This is a genomic window from Streptomyces sp. enrichment culture, from assembly GCF_964272855.1.
Classification (GTDB): domain Bacteria; phylum Actinomycetota; class Actinomycetes; order Streptomycetales; family Streptomycetaceae; genus Streptomyces.
The window spans coordinates 6,770,547-6,784,908 of sequence record NZ_OZ186847.1 but is presented as its reverse complement, the minus strand read 5'-3'; the positions used below and the strand labels follow the sequence as shown (position 1 = coordinate 6,784,908).

13 protein-coding genes are annotated in these 14,362 nt (G+C 72.7%); 6 read left to right on the top strand and 7 right to left on the bottom strand.

Annotated features, from left to right (window positions below):
- Window positions 1-54: 54 nt before the first annotated feature.
- The 3 genes from ACSU6L_RS30030 to ACSU6L_RS30020 are packed head-to-tail and all read right to left on the bottom strand — an operon-like array spanning window position 55 to window position 3,127.
- Window positions 55-648, bottom strand: coding sequence for a TetR/AcrR family transcriptional regulator (locus ACSU6L_RS30030; protein ID WP_073942107.1), 594 nt, complete (start codon window positions 646-648; stop codon window positions 55-57).
- Between the two features lie 26 nt (window positions 649-674).
- Entirely contained in the window at window positions 675-2,366 is a 1,692-nt protein-coding gene (locus ACSU6L_RS30025) for a class I adenylate-forming enzyme family protein (protein WP_437061824.1), read from the bottom strand.
- On the bottom strand, window positions 2,363-3,127 hold the full coding sequence (locus ACSU6L_RS30020; RefSeq protein ID WP_073942108.1) for an SDR family oxidoreductase: 765 nt from the start codon (window positions 3,125-3,127) through the stop codon (window positions 2,363-2,365). The genes ACSU6L_RS30025 and ACSU6L_RS30020 overlap by 4 nt, the downstream gene beginning before the upstream one ends.
- 190 nt (window positions 3,128-3,317) lie before the next feature.
- On the opposite strand from ACSU6L_RS30020, the gene ACSU6L_RS30015 reads away from it, so the two are divergent.
- Complete coding sequence (locus ACSU6L_RS30015; protein ID WP_437061821.1) at window positions 3,318-4,550, top strand: exo-beta-N-acetylmuramidase NamZ family protein; 1,233 nt, start codon at window positions 3,318-3,320, stop codon at window positions 4,548-4,550.
- Between the two features lie 83 nt (window positions 4,551-4,633).
- Window positions 4,634-5,941 (top strand): serine-threonine protein kinase, encoded by a 1,308-nt coding sequence (locus ACSU6L_RS30010; RefSeq protein WP_437061819.1) that lies wholly within the window; start codon window positions 4,634-4,636, stop codon window positions 5,939-5,941.
- Between the two features lie 58 nt (window positions 5,942-5,999).
- On the opposite strand, the gene ACSU6L_RS30005 is transcribed toward ACSU6L_RS30010, so the two are convergent.
- A complete protein-coding gene (locus ACSU6L_RS30005; protein WP_437061817.1) occupies window positions 6,000-8,798 on the bottom strand; it encodes a penicillin acylase family protein in 2,799 nt (932 codons plus the stop codon).
- A 231-nt stretch (window positions 8,799-9,029) separates the two neighbouring features.
- Here ACSU6L_RS30005 and ACSU6L_RS30000 point away from each other — a divergent pair, with 231 nt between their 5' ends.
- Window positions 9,030-9,632, top strand: a complete 603-nt coding sequence (locus ACSU6L_RS30000; RefSeq protein WP_437061815.1) for a hypothetical protein — start codon at window positions 9,030-9,032, stop codon at window positions 9,630-9,632.
- Between the two features lie 114 nt (window positions 9,633-9,746).
- On the opposite strand, the gene soxR is transcribed toward ACSU6L_RS30000, so the two are convergent.
- Window positions 9,747-10,238 (bottom strand): redox-sensitive transcriptional activator SoxR, encoded by a 492-nt coding sequence (soxR, locus tag ACSU6L_RS29995; RefSeq protein WP_437061813.1) that lies wholly within the window; start codon window positions 10,236-10,238, stop codon window positions 9,747-9,749.
- Window positions 10,239-10,367: 129 nt separating this feature from the next.
- On the opposite strand from soxR, the gene ACSU6L_RS29990 reads away from it, so the two are divergent.
- Window positions 10,368-10,829: a MaoC family dehydratase gene (locus ACSU6L_RS29990; protein WP_437061811.1), complete on the top strand. Its 462-nt coding sequence runs from the start codon at window positions 10,368-10,370 to the stop codon at window positions 10,827-10,829.
- A 54-nt stretch (window positions 10,830-10,883) separates the two neighbouring features.
- Here the strand turns inward: ACSU6L_RS29990 and ACSU6L_RS29985 are convergent, their stop codons facing one another.
- Both ACSU6L_RS29985 and ACSU6L_RS29980 read right to left on the bottom strand, forming a co-directional pair.
- Window positions 10,884-11,507, bottom strand: coding sequence for a TetR/AcrR family transcriptional regulator (locus tag ACSU6L_RS29985; RefSeq protein ID WP_437061809.1), 624 nt, complete (start codon window positions 11,505-11,507; stop codon window positions 10,884-10,886).
- Window positions 11,508-11,666: 159 nt separating this feature from the next.
- Complete coding sequence (locus tag ACSU6L_RS29980) at window positions 11,667-12,818, bottom strand: acyl-CoA dehydrogenase family protein (RefSeq protein WP_437061807.1); 1,152 nt, start codon at window positions 12,816-12,818, stop codon at window positions 11,667-11,669.
- Window positions 12,819-12,909: 91 nt separating this feature from the next.
- Here ACSU6L_RS29980 and ACSU6L_RS29975 point away from each other — a divergent pair, with 91 nt between their 5' ends.
- Together ACSU6L_RS29975 and ACSU6L_RS29970 are read left to right on the top strand one after the other, a co-directional pair.
- The gene (locus tag ACSU6L_RS29975) at window positions 12,910-13,551 is read left to right on the top strand and encodes a TetR/AcrR family transcriptional regulator (protein WP_437061805.1); all 642 of its coding nucleotides are present in this window, start codon (window positions 12,910-12,912) and stop codon (window positions 13,549-13,551) included.
- 45 nt (window positions 13,552-13,596) lie between these two features.
- Window positions 13,597-14,307: an ArsR/SmtB family transcription factor gene (locus ACSU6L_RS29970; protein ID WP_437061803.1), complete on the top strand. Its 711-nt coding sequence runs from the start codon at window positions 13,597-13,599 to the stop codon at window positions 14,305-14,307.
- Window positions 14,308-14,362: the final 55 nt, after the last annotated feature.

The window sequence follows — 14,362 nt, the reverse complement described above, 5'->3', positions numbered from 1 at the left end:
GGCTGCCCTTGCAGCCGCCCCTTACACGTCGTACGCGTCGTACTCGTGGCGCCGTTACGGCCGCAGCGCCCGCAGCAGCAGGTCGGCCAGGTGGTCGGCGACCTGCTGCGGGGTGAGGGGGCCGTCCGGGCGGTACCAGGTCGACAGGTGGTGCACGGACCCGAAGTGGTAGTCGACCACCAGGTCCGCCGGGGTCGCCTTGGAGAAGACGCCCGCCTCCTGGCCCTCCTCGATCAGCGCGCGGAAGCGCTCGTGGTAGCGCCGGCGCTCCGCGCGCACCTGCTTGTTCTTCTCCGGGCTCAGATGGTGCATGGAGCGGAAGAAGATGGACGCGTCGTCCAGGTTGTCGATCGTGGTGACCACGACGTCCGCCGCCGCGTCCCGCACCCGCTTCTCCACCGGCTCGTCGGCGCCCGCGAAGGTGTCCAGCCGCTCCTGCTGGAGCCGCAGCACGCGCGCGTACACCTCGTGCAGCAGATCGTCCTTGGAGCCGAAGTAGTGGTACAGCGCCCCCTTGGTGACGCCGGCCGCCTCGACGATCTCCTGCACCGAGGTGCGGTCGTAACCCTGCTCGGCGAAGAGCCGGGTGGCGGCGGCCAGCAGCCGCTGCGGCACAGGAGTCCCGTCTCCGTCCGTCGTCCTGGGCACTGCCGCCACCTGCCTTCCTCGTCGCCTTACCGATTGTCCTGCGCTGCGTCCCGCGCCTCGTCCTGTGCGCGGGAACGCAACTCCCGCCGGAGGATCTTCCCACTCGCCGTCTTCGGCAAGTCGGGCAGGATCTCGACCTGACGCGGGTACTTGTAGGCGGCCAGTCTCTCCTTGCAGTGCGCCGCCAGCGCGTCCGGGTCCGTCTCGGCGCCCGGGCGGAGCGATATGTACGCTTTGACGGTCTCCCCGCGGTACCCGTCGGGCACCCCGACGACGGCCGCCTCACGCACCGCCGGATGCGCGTAGAGCACGTCCTCGACCTCGCGCGGCCACACCTTGAAGCCGGACGCGTTGATCATGTCCTTCTTGCGGTCGACGACGTACAGCCAGCCGCGCTCGTCCATGAACCCGATGTCCCCGGTGCGCAGCTCGCCGTCCGGGAACGTGTCCGCCGTGGCGTCGGGCCGCCGCCAGTAGCCGGGCACGACCTGCGGGCCCCGGACGACGATCTCGCCCTGTTCCCCGAACGGCACCTCGGCGCCCTCGTCGTCGACGATCCGCACGACCGTGTCGGGCCCGGGCACGCCGACGGCCAGCGTGCCGGAGGCCGGGTCGACGGGGGCCTCCAGATGCGGTGGGACGGAGGCGCAGGGCGCGGTGCACTCCGTCAGTCCGTAGCCGTTGCGGATGTACGGTCCGAAGCCGGCCCGGAACTTCTCCACCAGGGCGGGCGGCAGCGGTGCGCCGCCGGAGGAGATCACCCGGAAGGACGAGAAGTGGTCCGGGGTGACGGAGGGGTGCGCGGCCAGCGCCATGAAGGCCGTGGACGGGCCGACCGTGTAGTGCGGCCGGTGCTCGGCGAACGCGTCCAGCACGACGCCCGCCTCGAACCGGTAGGCCAGGACCAGCGTGCCCGCGCTGTTCAGACAGGCCCCGAACTGGCAGACCATGCCGGTGATGTGGAACAGCGGCGCCATCGCGAAGTACACCGGCGCCTCGGGCAGCGCGAGCCCGGTCCGCTGCCGCTCGGCGTTGTACATGATGTTGCCGTGCGTGTTGGTGGCGCCCTTGGGTGCGCCGCTGGTGCCGGAGGTGTAGCTGATCAGCGCGAGATCGCCGGGCCCTGGCTCGCGTCCCTCGGGCGCCTGGTGTCCGGCGCGGGCCACGGCCGTGAGGTCGTCGGCGTCGGCGGCCCGCGGCAGCCGCTCGAAGGTCAGCACGCGCGTGTCCCCGCGCGTCTGGAAGTCCAGTTCGCACCCGGTGAGCACGATCCGCACCGGCGAGTCCTGCGCGGTGTCGCGCAGATACGACTCCCAGGCCCGGTCGGAGCAGATCAGCGCCGCCACCTCGCCGTCCCGCAGCACGTGGGCCACCTCGCCCGACTTGTACATCGGGTTCACCGGCACCACGACCGCGCCCGCCTTCCAGGCGCCCAGCACGGCGAGCACGAACTGCGGGGAGTTCTGCAGCAGCACGGCGACGCGGTCCCCGCGCTCCAGGCCGCGGGCGGCGAGGTGCCCGGCGACCGAGTCGCTCAGCTCGTCGGCCTCCCGGTAGCTCAGTCGCCCGTCGAAGTAGGCGAGGAAGGTGCGGTCCGGGGCCTCGGCGACCGCGCGCCGCAGCGCGTGCACCAGCGAGTCCGCCGGGCTTACGGGCGCCTTCTGGGCCTCGCCGAGCAGCGCCAGCCAGGGCTTGTCTGCGTAACGGGCGCCGGTCACCGGGTCGCCTCCCACTTCTGCTGGAGGTGGTTCATGCCGCTCAGCCAGCGGTCGGGTTCGGCGGCCCGCGCCTGGTAGTACCCGGCGACCTCGGGGTGCGGCAGGATCAGGAACCGGTCCTCCTCGATCCCGGCGAACAGGGCGTCCGCGACCGCCTCCGGCTCGATCGCGGTCGGCGCGAGCACCAGGTCGCCGGCGCTGCCGGTCCCGGACAGCATGTCGGTGCGCACGCCCTGCGGGCAGATCGCGTGCACCTTGACGCCCCGGTGCCGGTACGTCAGCGACAGCCACTCGGCGAAGGCGTACGCCCCGTGCTTGGTGACGCTGTAGGGCGCGGCCCCGATCATGGTGAGCAGCCCGGCGGCCGACACGGTGGACACGAACCGCCCGGCGCCGCGCTCCAGCCAGTCCGGCAGCAGGACGTGCGCCGCCCGGACGTGGGCCATGACGTTGACGTCCCAGGCGAGCGCCCACACGTCCTCGCCGGCCGCCTCGGAACCCCCGGAGGCGACCCCGGCGTTGGCGCAGTAGACGTCGACGACGCCACCGAGCGCGTCCCGCGCCTGGTCCACGATCGCGGAGGCGTCCCCGGGCACGGCGATCCCGCCGACCTCCTCGGCGACGGCCTTCGCCTTCTCGGCGTCCAGGTCGTTGACGACGACCCGGGCCCCCTCGGCGGCGAACCGACGGGCCAACGCGGCCCCGATCCCGCCACCGGCCCCGGTGACGACGACTCCCGCACCCTGCACGGCTTCCACCATCGGTCTCCTTCGACGCGACGCGACACGGCTCTCCCCCGGTCAAACGTCAGACTAACCGGTCGGTATGTCACAAGGAAGGGGAACGGCGACGCCGGGAAGGGGGCGCTGGGAACCGCGCGACCGGCTCCACCGGCCCGCACCCCTGCGACACTCCCTGCGGGAGCACTCCACACACCCCGGAGGTAACCGCATGAAGCTGTCCAGACGCACCCTCCTGGCGACCACCGCAGCCCTCACCGCGACGACGACGGCCACGGCAGGCGCGGCCCCACAGGGCCGTACCCTCCGCACCGGCTTCGAACGCCTCGCGCAGGACGGGTACGCGATCCTCCACGGCGAGCGCGTCGGCATCGTCACCAACCCCACCGGCGTCACCAAGGACACCCGCCACATCGTCGACGTCATGCACGCCGACGACCGGGTGAACCTCACCGCCGTCTTCGGGCCCGAGCACGGATTCCGGGGCACCGCCCAGGCCGGCGGCTCCGAGGGCCGCCACGACGACCCGGCCACCGGTCTCCCCGTCTACGACACGTACCTCAAGAGCGGCCAGGCCCTCGCCGACATCTTCACCGCCTCCGGCGTGGACACCGTCGTCTTCGACATCCAGGACGTCGGCGCCCGCTTCTACACGTACATCTGGACCCTCTACGACTGCATGGCGGCGGCCGCCCTCGCCGGCAAGCGCTTCGTGGTCCTGGACCGCCCGAACCCGGTCACCGGCCGCTCCGCGCAGGGTCCCGTGCTGCACAAGGAGTTCGCCACCTTCGTCGGCCGGGAGCCGATCTCGCAGGCGCACGGGATGACGGTCGGGGAGCTGGCCCGGCTGTTCGACGGGGAGTTCCTGACGACGCCCGTGCCGCTGGACGTCGTACGGATGACCGGCTGGAAGCGGTCGGCGTTCCACGACACGACCGGGCTGCCGTGGGTGCCGCCGAGCCCGAACATGCCGACGCCGGACACCGCGCTGGTGTACGCCGGGACGTGTCTCTTCGAGGGCACGAACCTCTCCGAGGGCCGGGGCACCACCCGCCCCTTCGAACTGCTGGGCGCGGAGGGGATCGACGGGCGCTGGGCCGCCGCGGCGAACGAGCTGTCCCTGCCCGGTGTGCGCTTCCGGGAGGCGTACTTCGCGCCCACGTTCTCCAAGTTCCAGGGGAAGACAGTCGGTGGCGTCCAGATCCACGTCCACGACAGGGCCGCCTACGACCCCGTCCGCACCGGCATCGCGCTGCTGGTGACCGCCCGGCGGGTCTGGCCGGGCTTCGCCTGGCGGTCCGACAACTGGATCGACAAGCTGACCGGCTCCACCCGGGTCCGCACGCTGATCGACGCCGGGGCGGACACGGACGACGTGGTCGCGGACTGGCAGGCGGAGCTGGCGGCCTTCCGGGCGGTCCGCAAGGAATACCTGCTGTACTGACCGGCCGTGACATATGGCCAACCTCCCCCGTTGGCAGGACGATGCGCCCACGGCGCGTACCTGTGGGGACGGAGGGGCTGGCGATGGCGGATCCGGGCATGAGCGTGACTCCCTATGCGGAGCTGACCTTCGACGCGGACGGAGACGCCGACGGGCGCCGGCGGGACCGGCTCGTCGACCGGGTCGCGGACGGCGGCGTCCGCGACCTGGTCGTCTTCGCCCACGGCTGGAACAGCGACCGCTCGGCCGCCACCCGGCTCTACAGCGCCTTCCTCGCGCCGTTCCCCCGGCTCGCGCCGCGGGCGCGGATCGCGTACGCGGGGGTGGTGTGGCCGTCGATGCGGTTCTCGGACGAGCCGATCCCGGACTTCCCGCGCTCCGTGGCGGCCGACGACCCCCCGCCCCGCCCGGCGCTCGACAAGGTCACCCGGCACGCGCTGCTGGAGACCTTCCCCGGGCGGGCGACGGTGGTCGACCGGCTCGCCCGGCTGCTGGACCAGCACCCGCCGCAGGAGGCGGCGCTGGAGGAGTTCGGGCGGCTGGTCCGGCTGCTGGTGGAGGTGGTGCCGCCGGGCCCGCAGGGGCTGTTCGCGGCGGACACCCTGGCCGAGGGGGTGCCGCAGGACGGGCCGCGGATGTTCTCCGCGCCGGTGGCGGAGGTCTGCGAGGAGTTCGCCCGCGCACGGGCCGGCGAGCGGGCGGATGGGCTGCGGCTGCCCAACCCGTGGGAGGGCGCCCAGGAGCTGCTGCGGCAGGCGACGTACTACGCGATGAAGCGCCGCGCGGGGACCGTGGGCGAGCGGGGGCTCGGGCCGGTGATCGGGCGGCTCGCGGCGGCCGCGCCGGGGCTGCGGGTGCATCTGGTGGGGCACAGCTTCGGGGCGCGGCTCGTGTCGTTCGCGCTGCGCGGGATGCCGGAGGGCGTGCGGGCGGTGAAGTCGGTGACGCTGCTCCAAGGGGCCTTCTCGCACTACGCGTTCGCCGCGCGGCTGCCGCACGACGCCCGCGCGGGAGGCGTGCTGCAGGGGCAGCAGAACCGGATCGACGGCCCGCTGGTGTGCTGTCACTCCCGGCACGACGCGGCGCTCGGCACGTTCTACCCGCTGGCCTCGCGGATGGCGGGCGACGACCAGGGGCTCGTCGGGCTCGATCCGGCCCGTGCCCTGCGCGACCGGTGGGGCGCGCTGGGGTACGGCGGGCTGCGGGCGGTGCCCGGCACGCGGTTCCTGACGCTCGCCGAAGCGCTGTCGGAGCCGCTGCCCGGCTCCGGGTGCGTGAACGTGGACGCGGCGGCCGTGGTCCGGCGCGGCGGGCCGCCCGCCGGCGCGCACGGCGACATCCTGCACCCGGAGCTGGCGCGGCTGGTGGTGGCGGCGGGCCGCGTCCGCTGACCCGCCGCCGCCCCTCAGGGCTCATCTGGTGCCTCGACCGGGTGTCTCACCGGGTGTCTCACCGGTGCGACGTGAACTCCACGACCTGCTGGTACGTCGGCCGGTTCTGCCAGCCGACGGTGCGGTGGCCGATGCCGCCCAGGGCCCGGTGAACGATCGCATCGGCGCACCACTGGTCGCCGGCCGCGCAGTGCTCGTCGCCGGGGTAGACCTGGGCGGCGGTCTTCCCGGCCGCCTCCTTCAGCGTGCCGATCAGGGTGTCCCGGCAGGCGGCGAGGCCGCCGTCGCCGCAGTAGGTGTCGGCGAGCGGGCCCCGCACCTGCTCACCGAGGACCGTGCGGATGTCCTTGTCGACATAGCTCCACCAGCCGTACTGGAAGGCGCTCCCGGCGTGCGCGCCGGTCGGGCCGTGCGCGGCGGACGGGGACTCGTCGACGGGCAGGTTGGCGGTGACGGCGGTGTACAGGCCGCCGCCCAGGCCGGGTTCGAACTCGGCCTTCACCAGCAGCGGCCACCAGGCGTCCAGGACGCGGATCGCCTCAGCGTGCGCGTAAGTCCGTGAACCGGCCGACGTCTCCGTCCGCTTGGCCCCGGCCGCCGCCCATGCCCGCAGCTTGCTCACGGCCGCCGCGGCCGCCGGGTCGGTGACCGGGGCGCTGTCGATCACCTTCAGCAGGTTCGGCAGCACCTGCTCGGCCCGCAGGTCGGTGAGGCCGGCACCGGCCATCGCCTTCACCAGTGACGCCCGGGTCACCCCGCCCGCCTCGACCAGCCTCGCCACCCGGTCGTCGAGCAGGTCGCCGCGGTGGACGCGGCCGTTACCCCAGGGCGCGGACGGGTAGTCGCGGGCCGGTTTGTTGTTCCAGGAGACGTAGTAGTCCTGGTCGATCGAGTTCGGGTGCCGGTCGGGCGGGGTGTAGTCGGGGGTGTTGGTCGCCGGGTCCCAGTTCCGCCACTCGTACGCGGGCCGCGCCCACACCGGGAACTCGGCGTCGACGCTGCTCGCGCGCACCGGGTTGTCGCCGCTGTTGTAGTACGCGGTGTGCTCGGAGTCGGCGTAGAACCAGTTGAAGGTGTAGTTGATGTGCTGCGCCGCCCGCTGGAAGCTCTCCGGGCCCGTGACGTAGCCGGGGTCGTTCAGCATCTGGAAGCCGATGATCGAGTCGGCCTCGTGCAGGTACGAGGTCCGCAGGGTGGTGTAGGCGACCTTCTTGCCGCCGACGGTCGCGCGGTGGGTGACCGGGCCGTACTTCGTCCGCCAGACCCGCATCGTGTACGAGCCGGCCGCGGTGCCGTCGGCGACGGTCGGCTTCCAGGCGTTCTTCTGCTCCACCTTCTCCATCGGGACGCAGGTGCCGCGGTGCAGGTAGTGGTGGTCGTCCTGGCACAGCTCGACGGCGTAGGTGTCGACGACGTCCTGGCCGGAGGTGGTGGCGCTCCACGCGTAGTCCTGGCCGCGGCCGAGTTCGACGTAGAAGCTGAGGCCCGCGAAGGAGGCGCCGCGGGCGCTGATGCCGGGGCCCTGGATCTCCTGGAGCATCAGCAGCTGCGGCGCGAAGTAGCCGGTCTGCGGGCCGAAGACGGCGACGGGGTGGCCGCTCGCGGTGTGCTCGCCGCTGACGACGAGGGCGTTGGACATGCCCCGCCTGGCGGAGGTGACGGCGTTCGCCGCCGCGCCGGCGGAGGCGTCGGCGGCACTCGGTCCGGTGGCGCTGCCCGTGCGCTCGTGCACCAGTGGTTCCGGTGTCACCGAGCCCGCGTCGGGCAGTGCAAGGCCCTGCGGGTCGTCGGGTCTGACGGCGTAGGGGAAGCTGCCGTCGTGGACGGTGAGGGCGGCCTCGGGGTCGTTGCGCATCCGGAAGGACTCCCAGACCCGGGTGCCCTCGGCCACGCCGTACCGGGACTGGGCGGCCAGCAGGGACAGCGCGTTGTTCACCTCGCCGCCGCCTCCGGAGCCGAACAGGGCGCCGACGACGGAGGCCAGGGCGACCAGGTCGGTGGGCTTGAAGTGCTCGATGGTGCCGGCGTTGGTGACGGAGTCCTTGTGGCCGGTCAGGACGTACTCGCCGGGGAAGTAGCGGCCGCCGTCGGAGGCGTCGATGTAGGCGTTGATGCCGTCCACGTAGGCGTTCACGTCGGCGAGGGCCTGCCGGCCGCGCTCGCCGTGCCGGGCCGCCGCGCCGTCGATCTGGGCCTGGAGGTCGGCCTCGGTGTAGGGGGCGTTGCGCCAGAACTCCTGCTCCAGGCCCTGGTTGGCGGCGGCGCCGCCGGCGAACGGCGTCAGCCGGCCGCGGCCGACGTGCCGGAAGACGTCCATCAGCCACAGCCGGTCCTGGGCGGCCGCGTAGCCGGCGCCGAACTCGGTGCCGTAGCGAGTGGTTCCGGTGATGTGCGGCACACCCGTCTTCTTGTCGCGGACGATCGTCACGTCGGTGCGTCCCGCGGGGCGGACGGTGGAGGCGACCTGGTCGGCGGGGACTCCGAAGGAGGCGTCGTTGAAGAAGCCGCCGAGGGTGGCGTCGGTGAGGTTCTGGTGGCCGCCGGCCAGGTCGGCGTAGGGCCCGAGCTGGTCGTCGGTGTGCGCGGGGCGGGTGCCGAAGGCCTGGTGGAGGAGGATCTGGGCGAGGGTGGCGTTGCCGTTCTGGCCGGGCGGCAGGATGTCGGAGCACCGGCCGCCGCAGTGGTCGTCCGCCGCCGCGGCCGGGGCGGCCGGCGCCTCGGGGACCGCCGCCGCCGGGGAAAGCGGGGACAAAAGGCCGGCAACGAGGACGCATAGGGACGCGGCCTTCAGGAACCCGGGGAATCCGCGGGGAGTTCTCAGTCTGTCGAGCGCGTTGTGTGGGGTGCGCCGTGGCATGGCAGTTCCTCCCGACAGGGGTGGGCCGGTGGTTACCGCCGGTATCCCCGAGTTCGAAGCTGAACATGCGTCACTTTCGGGTGGCACAGGGTCCGTTGATGGCGCCCATCGCACATCGGATGGCCACGGAAGGGAGCCGAATCGCGTGTCGATACGTCTATTCGGCGACGTCCGTACGACGACGCCGCAGTGACCGAAGTACAGGTGCAGGTGTGACGGAGGTGCAGGGCGATGGCCGGTTTCCGGAGTCTGGCGAGACAGGTACGAGACCCCCGGTGCGATCTGGCGCTACGGCGCTACTCGCTGCGCAAGTGCCTAGAACGGTTCGCCCCCTACGGGCATCGGGCGACCTGGGACCATCTGTGCTCCCGGGCCGGATTCGGTCCCGAGGACCGATCCCCCGACCCGGCGCGGCTCGTGGCCGCGCTGGACGAGCTGGAGGAGGCGCGGGCGGTGTGGCTCGCCTACGAGGTCGAGTTCGCCGAGCGCCGCAGGAAGGAGAAGCACGACGGACTGCGCAGGCCGGGCAGTGTGGACGACTGGCACCGGCTGACCTGGGGCGGCTTCGGCGTCGCCTGGTGCGACGACCCCCGGGTCCACCCCGACGAGCCACTGGCCGAGGTGCTGCGCAAGCTGATCGCCGCCCTGGAGCGCGAACCGGGTTCGGGCTGCCCGGTGTGCGGCGGGGAGCGCCTGTTCTGGAAGTACGACCTGGACCACGAACCCTCGTCCGGCCCGGTCTGCGCGGACTGCGGGATCCTCGTACCGCGGCCCGTGCTCACACCGGAGGCGCTGGCGTACGCCCGGCGCACACGGGTGCTGGTGTCGGCGTGAGGGAGTAGCCAGGGGGGTGCGCTGGGGGATGCCGCACCCCCGTTCGTCAGGGGAGTTCCGGCAACGGGGGCATCGCGTTGGGCGACGGGGGCATCGCGTTCGGCGACGGGGGCATCAGGACGAACGCGTTCCGCCGGACCGCCGGGCGCCCGGGCGCTCCGCCAGCAGGCGGGAGCCGGTGAGGCGTTCACCGAAGACGTCGCCGGGGTTGGACAGCACACAGGTGTCCAGTGAGAGACAGCCGCAGCCGATGCAGTCGGAGAGATGGTCGCGCAGCCGGTTGAGCTGCTTGATGCGCTCGTCCAGTTCGGAGCGCCAGGCCTCCGACAGCCGGGCCCAGTCCTCATGGGTCGGCGTGCGCTCCTCGGGGAGCTGGGCCAGCGCCTCGCGGATGGTGGCCAGCGGGATGCCGACGCGCTGGGCGGCGCGGATGAAGGCGACCCGGCGCAGGGTGTCACGGCTGTAGCGGCGCTGGTTGCCGCTGGTGCGGCGGCTGCCGATCAACCCCTTGGACTCGTAGAAGTGCAGGGCCGAGACGGCGGCGCCGCTGCGCGCGGAGAGCTGGCCGACGGTGAGCTCGTGGATCTTCTCTGGAATCTGGGGCACTCCTCGAACCCTACCGATCGCGTCACACGGACGGTCCGTTGACAGGTCCCTTCGGGCCCACCATGCTAAGCAGTTGCTTAGGCATGCGAGGACGCATGTGACCGAGTGGTGCGAGCGAGAGGCCGGGACATGGCAGAGCCGAGGATCTTCACGTCCGTCGACGAGCTGAAGGCGGCGGTGGGCGAGCAGCTGGGGTACAGCGACTGGCTCGAGATCGACCAGAAGCGGATCGACCTGTTCGCGGAGGCCACCGGCGACCACCAGTGGATCCACGTCGACCCGGAGAAGGCCGCGGCCGGGCCGTTCAAGACGACCATCGCCCACGGCTACCTCACGCTCTCGCTGCTCCCGCTCTTCGGGCCGCAGCTGATCGCCGTCGAGGGCGTGAAGATGGGTGTCAACTACGGCAGCAACAAGGTGCGCTTCCCCTCCCCCGTGCCGGTCGGCTCGCGGGTGCGCGCCACGGCCGCCATCACCGGCGTCGAGGACGTCAAGGGCGGCGTCCAGGTCACGGTCGCCTTCACGGTGGAGCGCGAGGGCGGAGACAAGCCGGTGTGCGTGGCCGAGGCGGTGTCCCGGTACTACCTCTGAGGTCCGGCACTGTCTCTGAGGCCCGGTGCTACCCCGGGAGTTCCCGGTCCGGGGTCACTTGACCCCCACCATCCTCAGCACGAGGTCGGCGTAGAGCGCGCCGACCTCGTCGGGGGTCCAGGGGCCGTTCACGTTGAACCAGCGGGCCACGTCGATGCAGAGGGACAGCACGGCGAGGGTGGTCCCCCTGACGTCCAGCACGTCGAACTCGCCGGACGCGACACCGTCCTCGATGATCCCGCGCACCTCGTCGTCGCACTGGCGGCGCAGAGCCAGGATCTCGGCGCGGGCGTCCTCGCCGAGCGAGTCCAGCTCGTACTGGACGACCCGGGCGGTGGTGCGTCCGCCGGCGTGCCAGCGGACGAAGGAGCCGACCGCGTCGGCGAGCCGCTCCCGCGCGCTGCCCTCACGGCGGGCCGCCGTGCGCAGGATGTCCAAGGCCTTCTCGTGGCCGATCCGGCTGATGCGGTGGAGCAGCTCTTCCTTGGTCTTGTAGTGGATGTAGAGCGCGGCCGGGCTCATGCCGGCGCGGCCCGCGATGTCACGGGTCGTGGTGGCGTGGTAGCCGCGCTCGGCGAAGGCCTCCACGGCGGCGATCAGCAGCCGCCGGGCCGCGTCCGGGGTGACCTCGCCCCACGGCTGACTCTCGCCGCCGGCCGTCTCCTCCGCCGTACTCATCGCTCGTTCGCCCCTCTCGCCGACAGGGGCACCACCATACCGCCGAACCTGAGCGCCCGCTTAGACGCCCCGCTCGGAGCGGGTCGGGCACCGCGCGCCGTCCCGCCGGTCGCGGATCACCTTGGCGAGGGTGAAGGCGGAGGTGACGAGATAACGTACTCAGAACGCCGAGACCCCGGTGAGCGCCCGGCCGATGAGGAGCTTCTGGATCTGGCTGGTGCCCTCGTAGAGGGTCATCACGCGGGCGTCCCGCAGCAGCTTGCCCGCCGGGTACTCGTCGATGTAGCCGTAGCCGCCGAAGACCTGGAGGGCGTTGTTGGCGGCGCGGACGGCGGCCTCGGAGGCGAAGAGCTTGGCCTTGGAGGCCTCGGTGGCGAAGGGCAGCCCGCGATCGACGAGGTCGGCGACCCGCCAGGTCAGCAGCCGTGCGGCGTCGACGTCGACCGCGATGTCGCTGATCAGCTCCTGGACGAGCTGGTGGTGGGCGATGGTCCTGCCGAACTGCTCGCGCTCCCCCGCGTGGCGCACGGCCGCATCGAGGGCGGCCTGGGCGATGCCGACACAGCCCGCCGCCACCGACATCCGGCCCTTGGCCAGGGCGGACATGGCGACGGAGAAGCCCTTCCCCTCCTCGCCCAGCATCGCGCTCGCGGGGACGCGCACGTCCTCCAGGACGAGTTCCGCCGTGGCCTGCCCGCGCAGTCCGAGCTTGCCGTGGACGGTGCGGCGGGTCAGGCCGGGGGTGTCGGTGGGCACCAGGAAGGCGCTGACGCCCTTGTGGCCGGGCGCGTCGGTGGAGCGGGCGAAGAGCAGCACGACGTCGGCCCAGGTGCCGTTGGTGATGAACATCTTGGTGCCGTTGACGACGTAGTCGTCGCCGTCGCGCACCGCGCGGGTGGCGAGGCTGCCCGCGTCGGAGCCGGTGCCGGGCTCGGTGAGGCCGAAGCAGCCGACGTACGCGCCGGAGGTGAGGCCGGGCAGCCACCGCCGCTTCTGCTCCTCGCTGCCCCAGGCGGCGATGGTCTTGGCGACCAGGCCGAGGGAGACGGAGACGATGCCGCGCACGGACGAGTCGCCGCGGCCCAGCTCCTCGGTCACCAGGCAGTACGCCAGGTGGTCGCCGCCGGAGCCGCCGTACTCCTCGTCGACGGTGAGCCCGAGGAAGCCGACCTCGCCGAGCTTCTTCACGATGCCCCGGTCGACCTCCTCGGCGCGGTCCCAGGCGACCACGTGGGGGGCTATCTCGCGCTCCACGAAGTCCCGGGCGAGCTGCCGTACGGCGGTCTGTTCCTCGCTGAGCTCCAGGTTCATGGCGCGTCACCCCACACGTAGGTCACAGATTGAAAGTCGCACATTTAAATTAGCACTGCTAGTTTCCAGTCGCAGCCCTACTATGTGCGCCATGGCCCGACCGCGCAAGCCCCTGCTCAGCACCGACCGGATCGTCGAGACGGCCCGGGAACTCGTGGACGCGGAGGGCCTGTCGGCCGTCTCCACCCGGCGGCTGGCCGCCGAACTCGGGGTGAGCGGGCCCTCGCTCTACAACCACTTCCGCACCAAGGACGAGATCCTCGAGGCAGTCGCCGACTCCGTGAGCGGCCAGGTCGACCTGTCGATGTTCGAGGACGGCCGGGACTGGCGGACCGCGCTGCACGACTGGGCGGTCTCCTACCGCGCCGCCCTGCGCGACCACCCGAACATCGTCCCGGTCCTCGCCCGCGGCCCCGGCCGCCGCCCCGCCGCGCTGCGGCTCGCCGACGCGGTGTACGGGGCGATGGTCGACGCCGGGTGGCCGCCCGCGCAGGCCACCTCCATCGGCGCGCTGATGCGGTACTTCATCATGGGCTCCGCGCTCGGCTCGTTCGCCGGCGGCTTCGTGGACGACGCCCTCGCCTACGACCCCGCCGACTATCCCCACCTGGGGCAGGCGCACCGCCTCGCCGAGCAGCAGGAGAAGATCGACGAGCGGGCCTTCGAAACCGGGCTCACCGCCCTGCTGGACGGGCTGGCGCAGCAGTTCGCGCTGGTCGGGCGCCCGGCGTAGCACGGTTCGGCAGGGACCGAATCATGCGTGCCGCATGCTGGGGGCATGACCACCAGGGACACCCGGGCGGCCGGGCTCGCCGCCCTCGCCGGCCTGATCGCCGACACCACCCGGGCCGCGTGCCTGCTGGCACTGCTCGACGGCCGGGCGTGGACCGCCGGTGAACTGGCCCGGCACGCGGGCGTCGCCCCCTCGACGCTGAGCGAGCACCTGGGCAAGCTCGTCGCGGGCGGGCTGCTCGCCGAGGAACGGCAGGGGCGGCACCGTTACGTCCGGCTGGCCGACGCCCGCGTCGCGCAGCTGCTGGAGGACCTGGCGGCCCAGGTGACACCGGGGGCGCCGGACCGTCCGCGGAGCCTGCGCGAGGCCGGCGCCGGTTCGGCCATGGCCCGCGGCCGCACCTGTTACGACCATCTCGCCGGGCGCCTCGGCATCGCGGTCACCGACGCGCTGGGCGCGCTCGGGCTGCTGCGCCGGGACACGGGGTTCGCGCTCACCGACGCGGGGCTCGCCTGGTTCGCCGACGCCGGTATCGACCTGGACCGCGCCGGCCGCCGTCCGCTGGCGCGGGCCTGCCTCGACTGGACCGAGCGCCGCCCGCACCTCGCCGGCGTGGCGGGCGCCGCCCTGTGCCGGCACGCGCTCGACGCGGGCTGGTGCGTGCGCATCGGCTCGGAGCGCGCGGTGAAGGTGACGCCGACGGGCGAGCGGGCCCTGTCCGAAGCGCTGGGCATTCCGGCGGGATCGCTGCGCTGACGCCCGGTCCGAAATCCGCGAGCTCTCCCCCTCTGCCTCTCCTAGCCTCGGGAAA

Excerpts from the sequence above, each read along its gene's own strand:
- ACSU6L_RS30000 (WP_437061815.1), top strand. The coding sequence starts at position 9,030 with ATGGCCGGTTTCCGGAGTCTGGCGAGACAGGTACGAGACCCCCGGTGC.
- ACSU6L_RS29985 (WP_437061809.1), bottom strand. The coding sequence starts at position 11,507 with ATGAGTACGGCGGAGGAGACGGCCGGCGGCGAGAGTCAGCCGTGGGGC.
- ACSU6L_RS29975 (WP_437061805.1), top strand. The coding sequence starts at position 12,910 with ATGGCCCGACCGCGCAAGCCCCTGCTCAGCACCGACCGGATCGTCGAG.
- ACSU6L_RS30005 (WP_437061817.1), bottom strand. The coding sequence starts at position 8,798 with ATGCCACGGCGCACCCCACACAACGCGCTCGACAGACTGAGAACTCCC.
- ACSU6L_RS30010 (WP_437061819.1), top strand. The coding sequence starts at position 4,634 with ATGGCGGATCCGGGCATGAGCGTGACTCCCTATGCGGAGCTGACCTTC.
- ACSU6L_RS29980 (WP_437061807.1), bottom strand. The coding sequence starts at position 12,818 with ATGAACCTGGAGCTCAGCGAGGAACAGACCGCCGTACGGCAGCTCGCC.
- ACSU6L_RS30020 (WP_073942108.1), bottom strand. The coding sequence starts at position 3,127 with ATGGTGGAAGCCGTGCAGGGTGCGGGAGTCGTCGTCACCGGGGCCGGT.
- ACSU6L_RS30015 (WP_437061821.1), top strand. The coding sequence starts at position 3,318 with ATGAAGCTGTCCAGACGCACCCTCCTGGCGACCACCGCAGCCCTCACC.
- ACSU6L_RS29990 (WP_437061811.1), top strand. The coding sequence starts at position 10,368 with ATGGCAGAGCCGAGGATCTTCACGTCCGTCGACGAGCTGAAGGCGGCG.
- ACSU6L_RS29970 (WP_437061803.1), top strand. The coding sequence starts at position 13,597 with ATGACCACCAGGGACACCCGGGCGGCCGGGCTCGCCGCCCTCGCCGGC.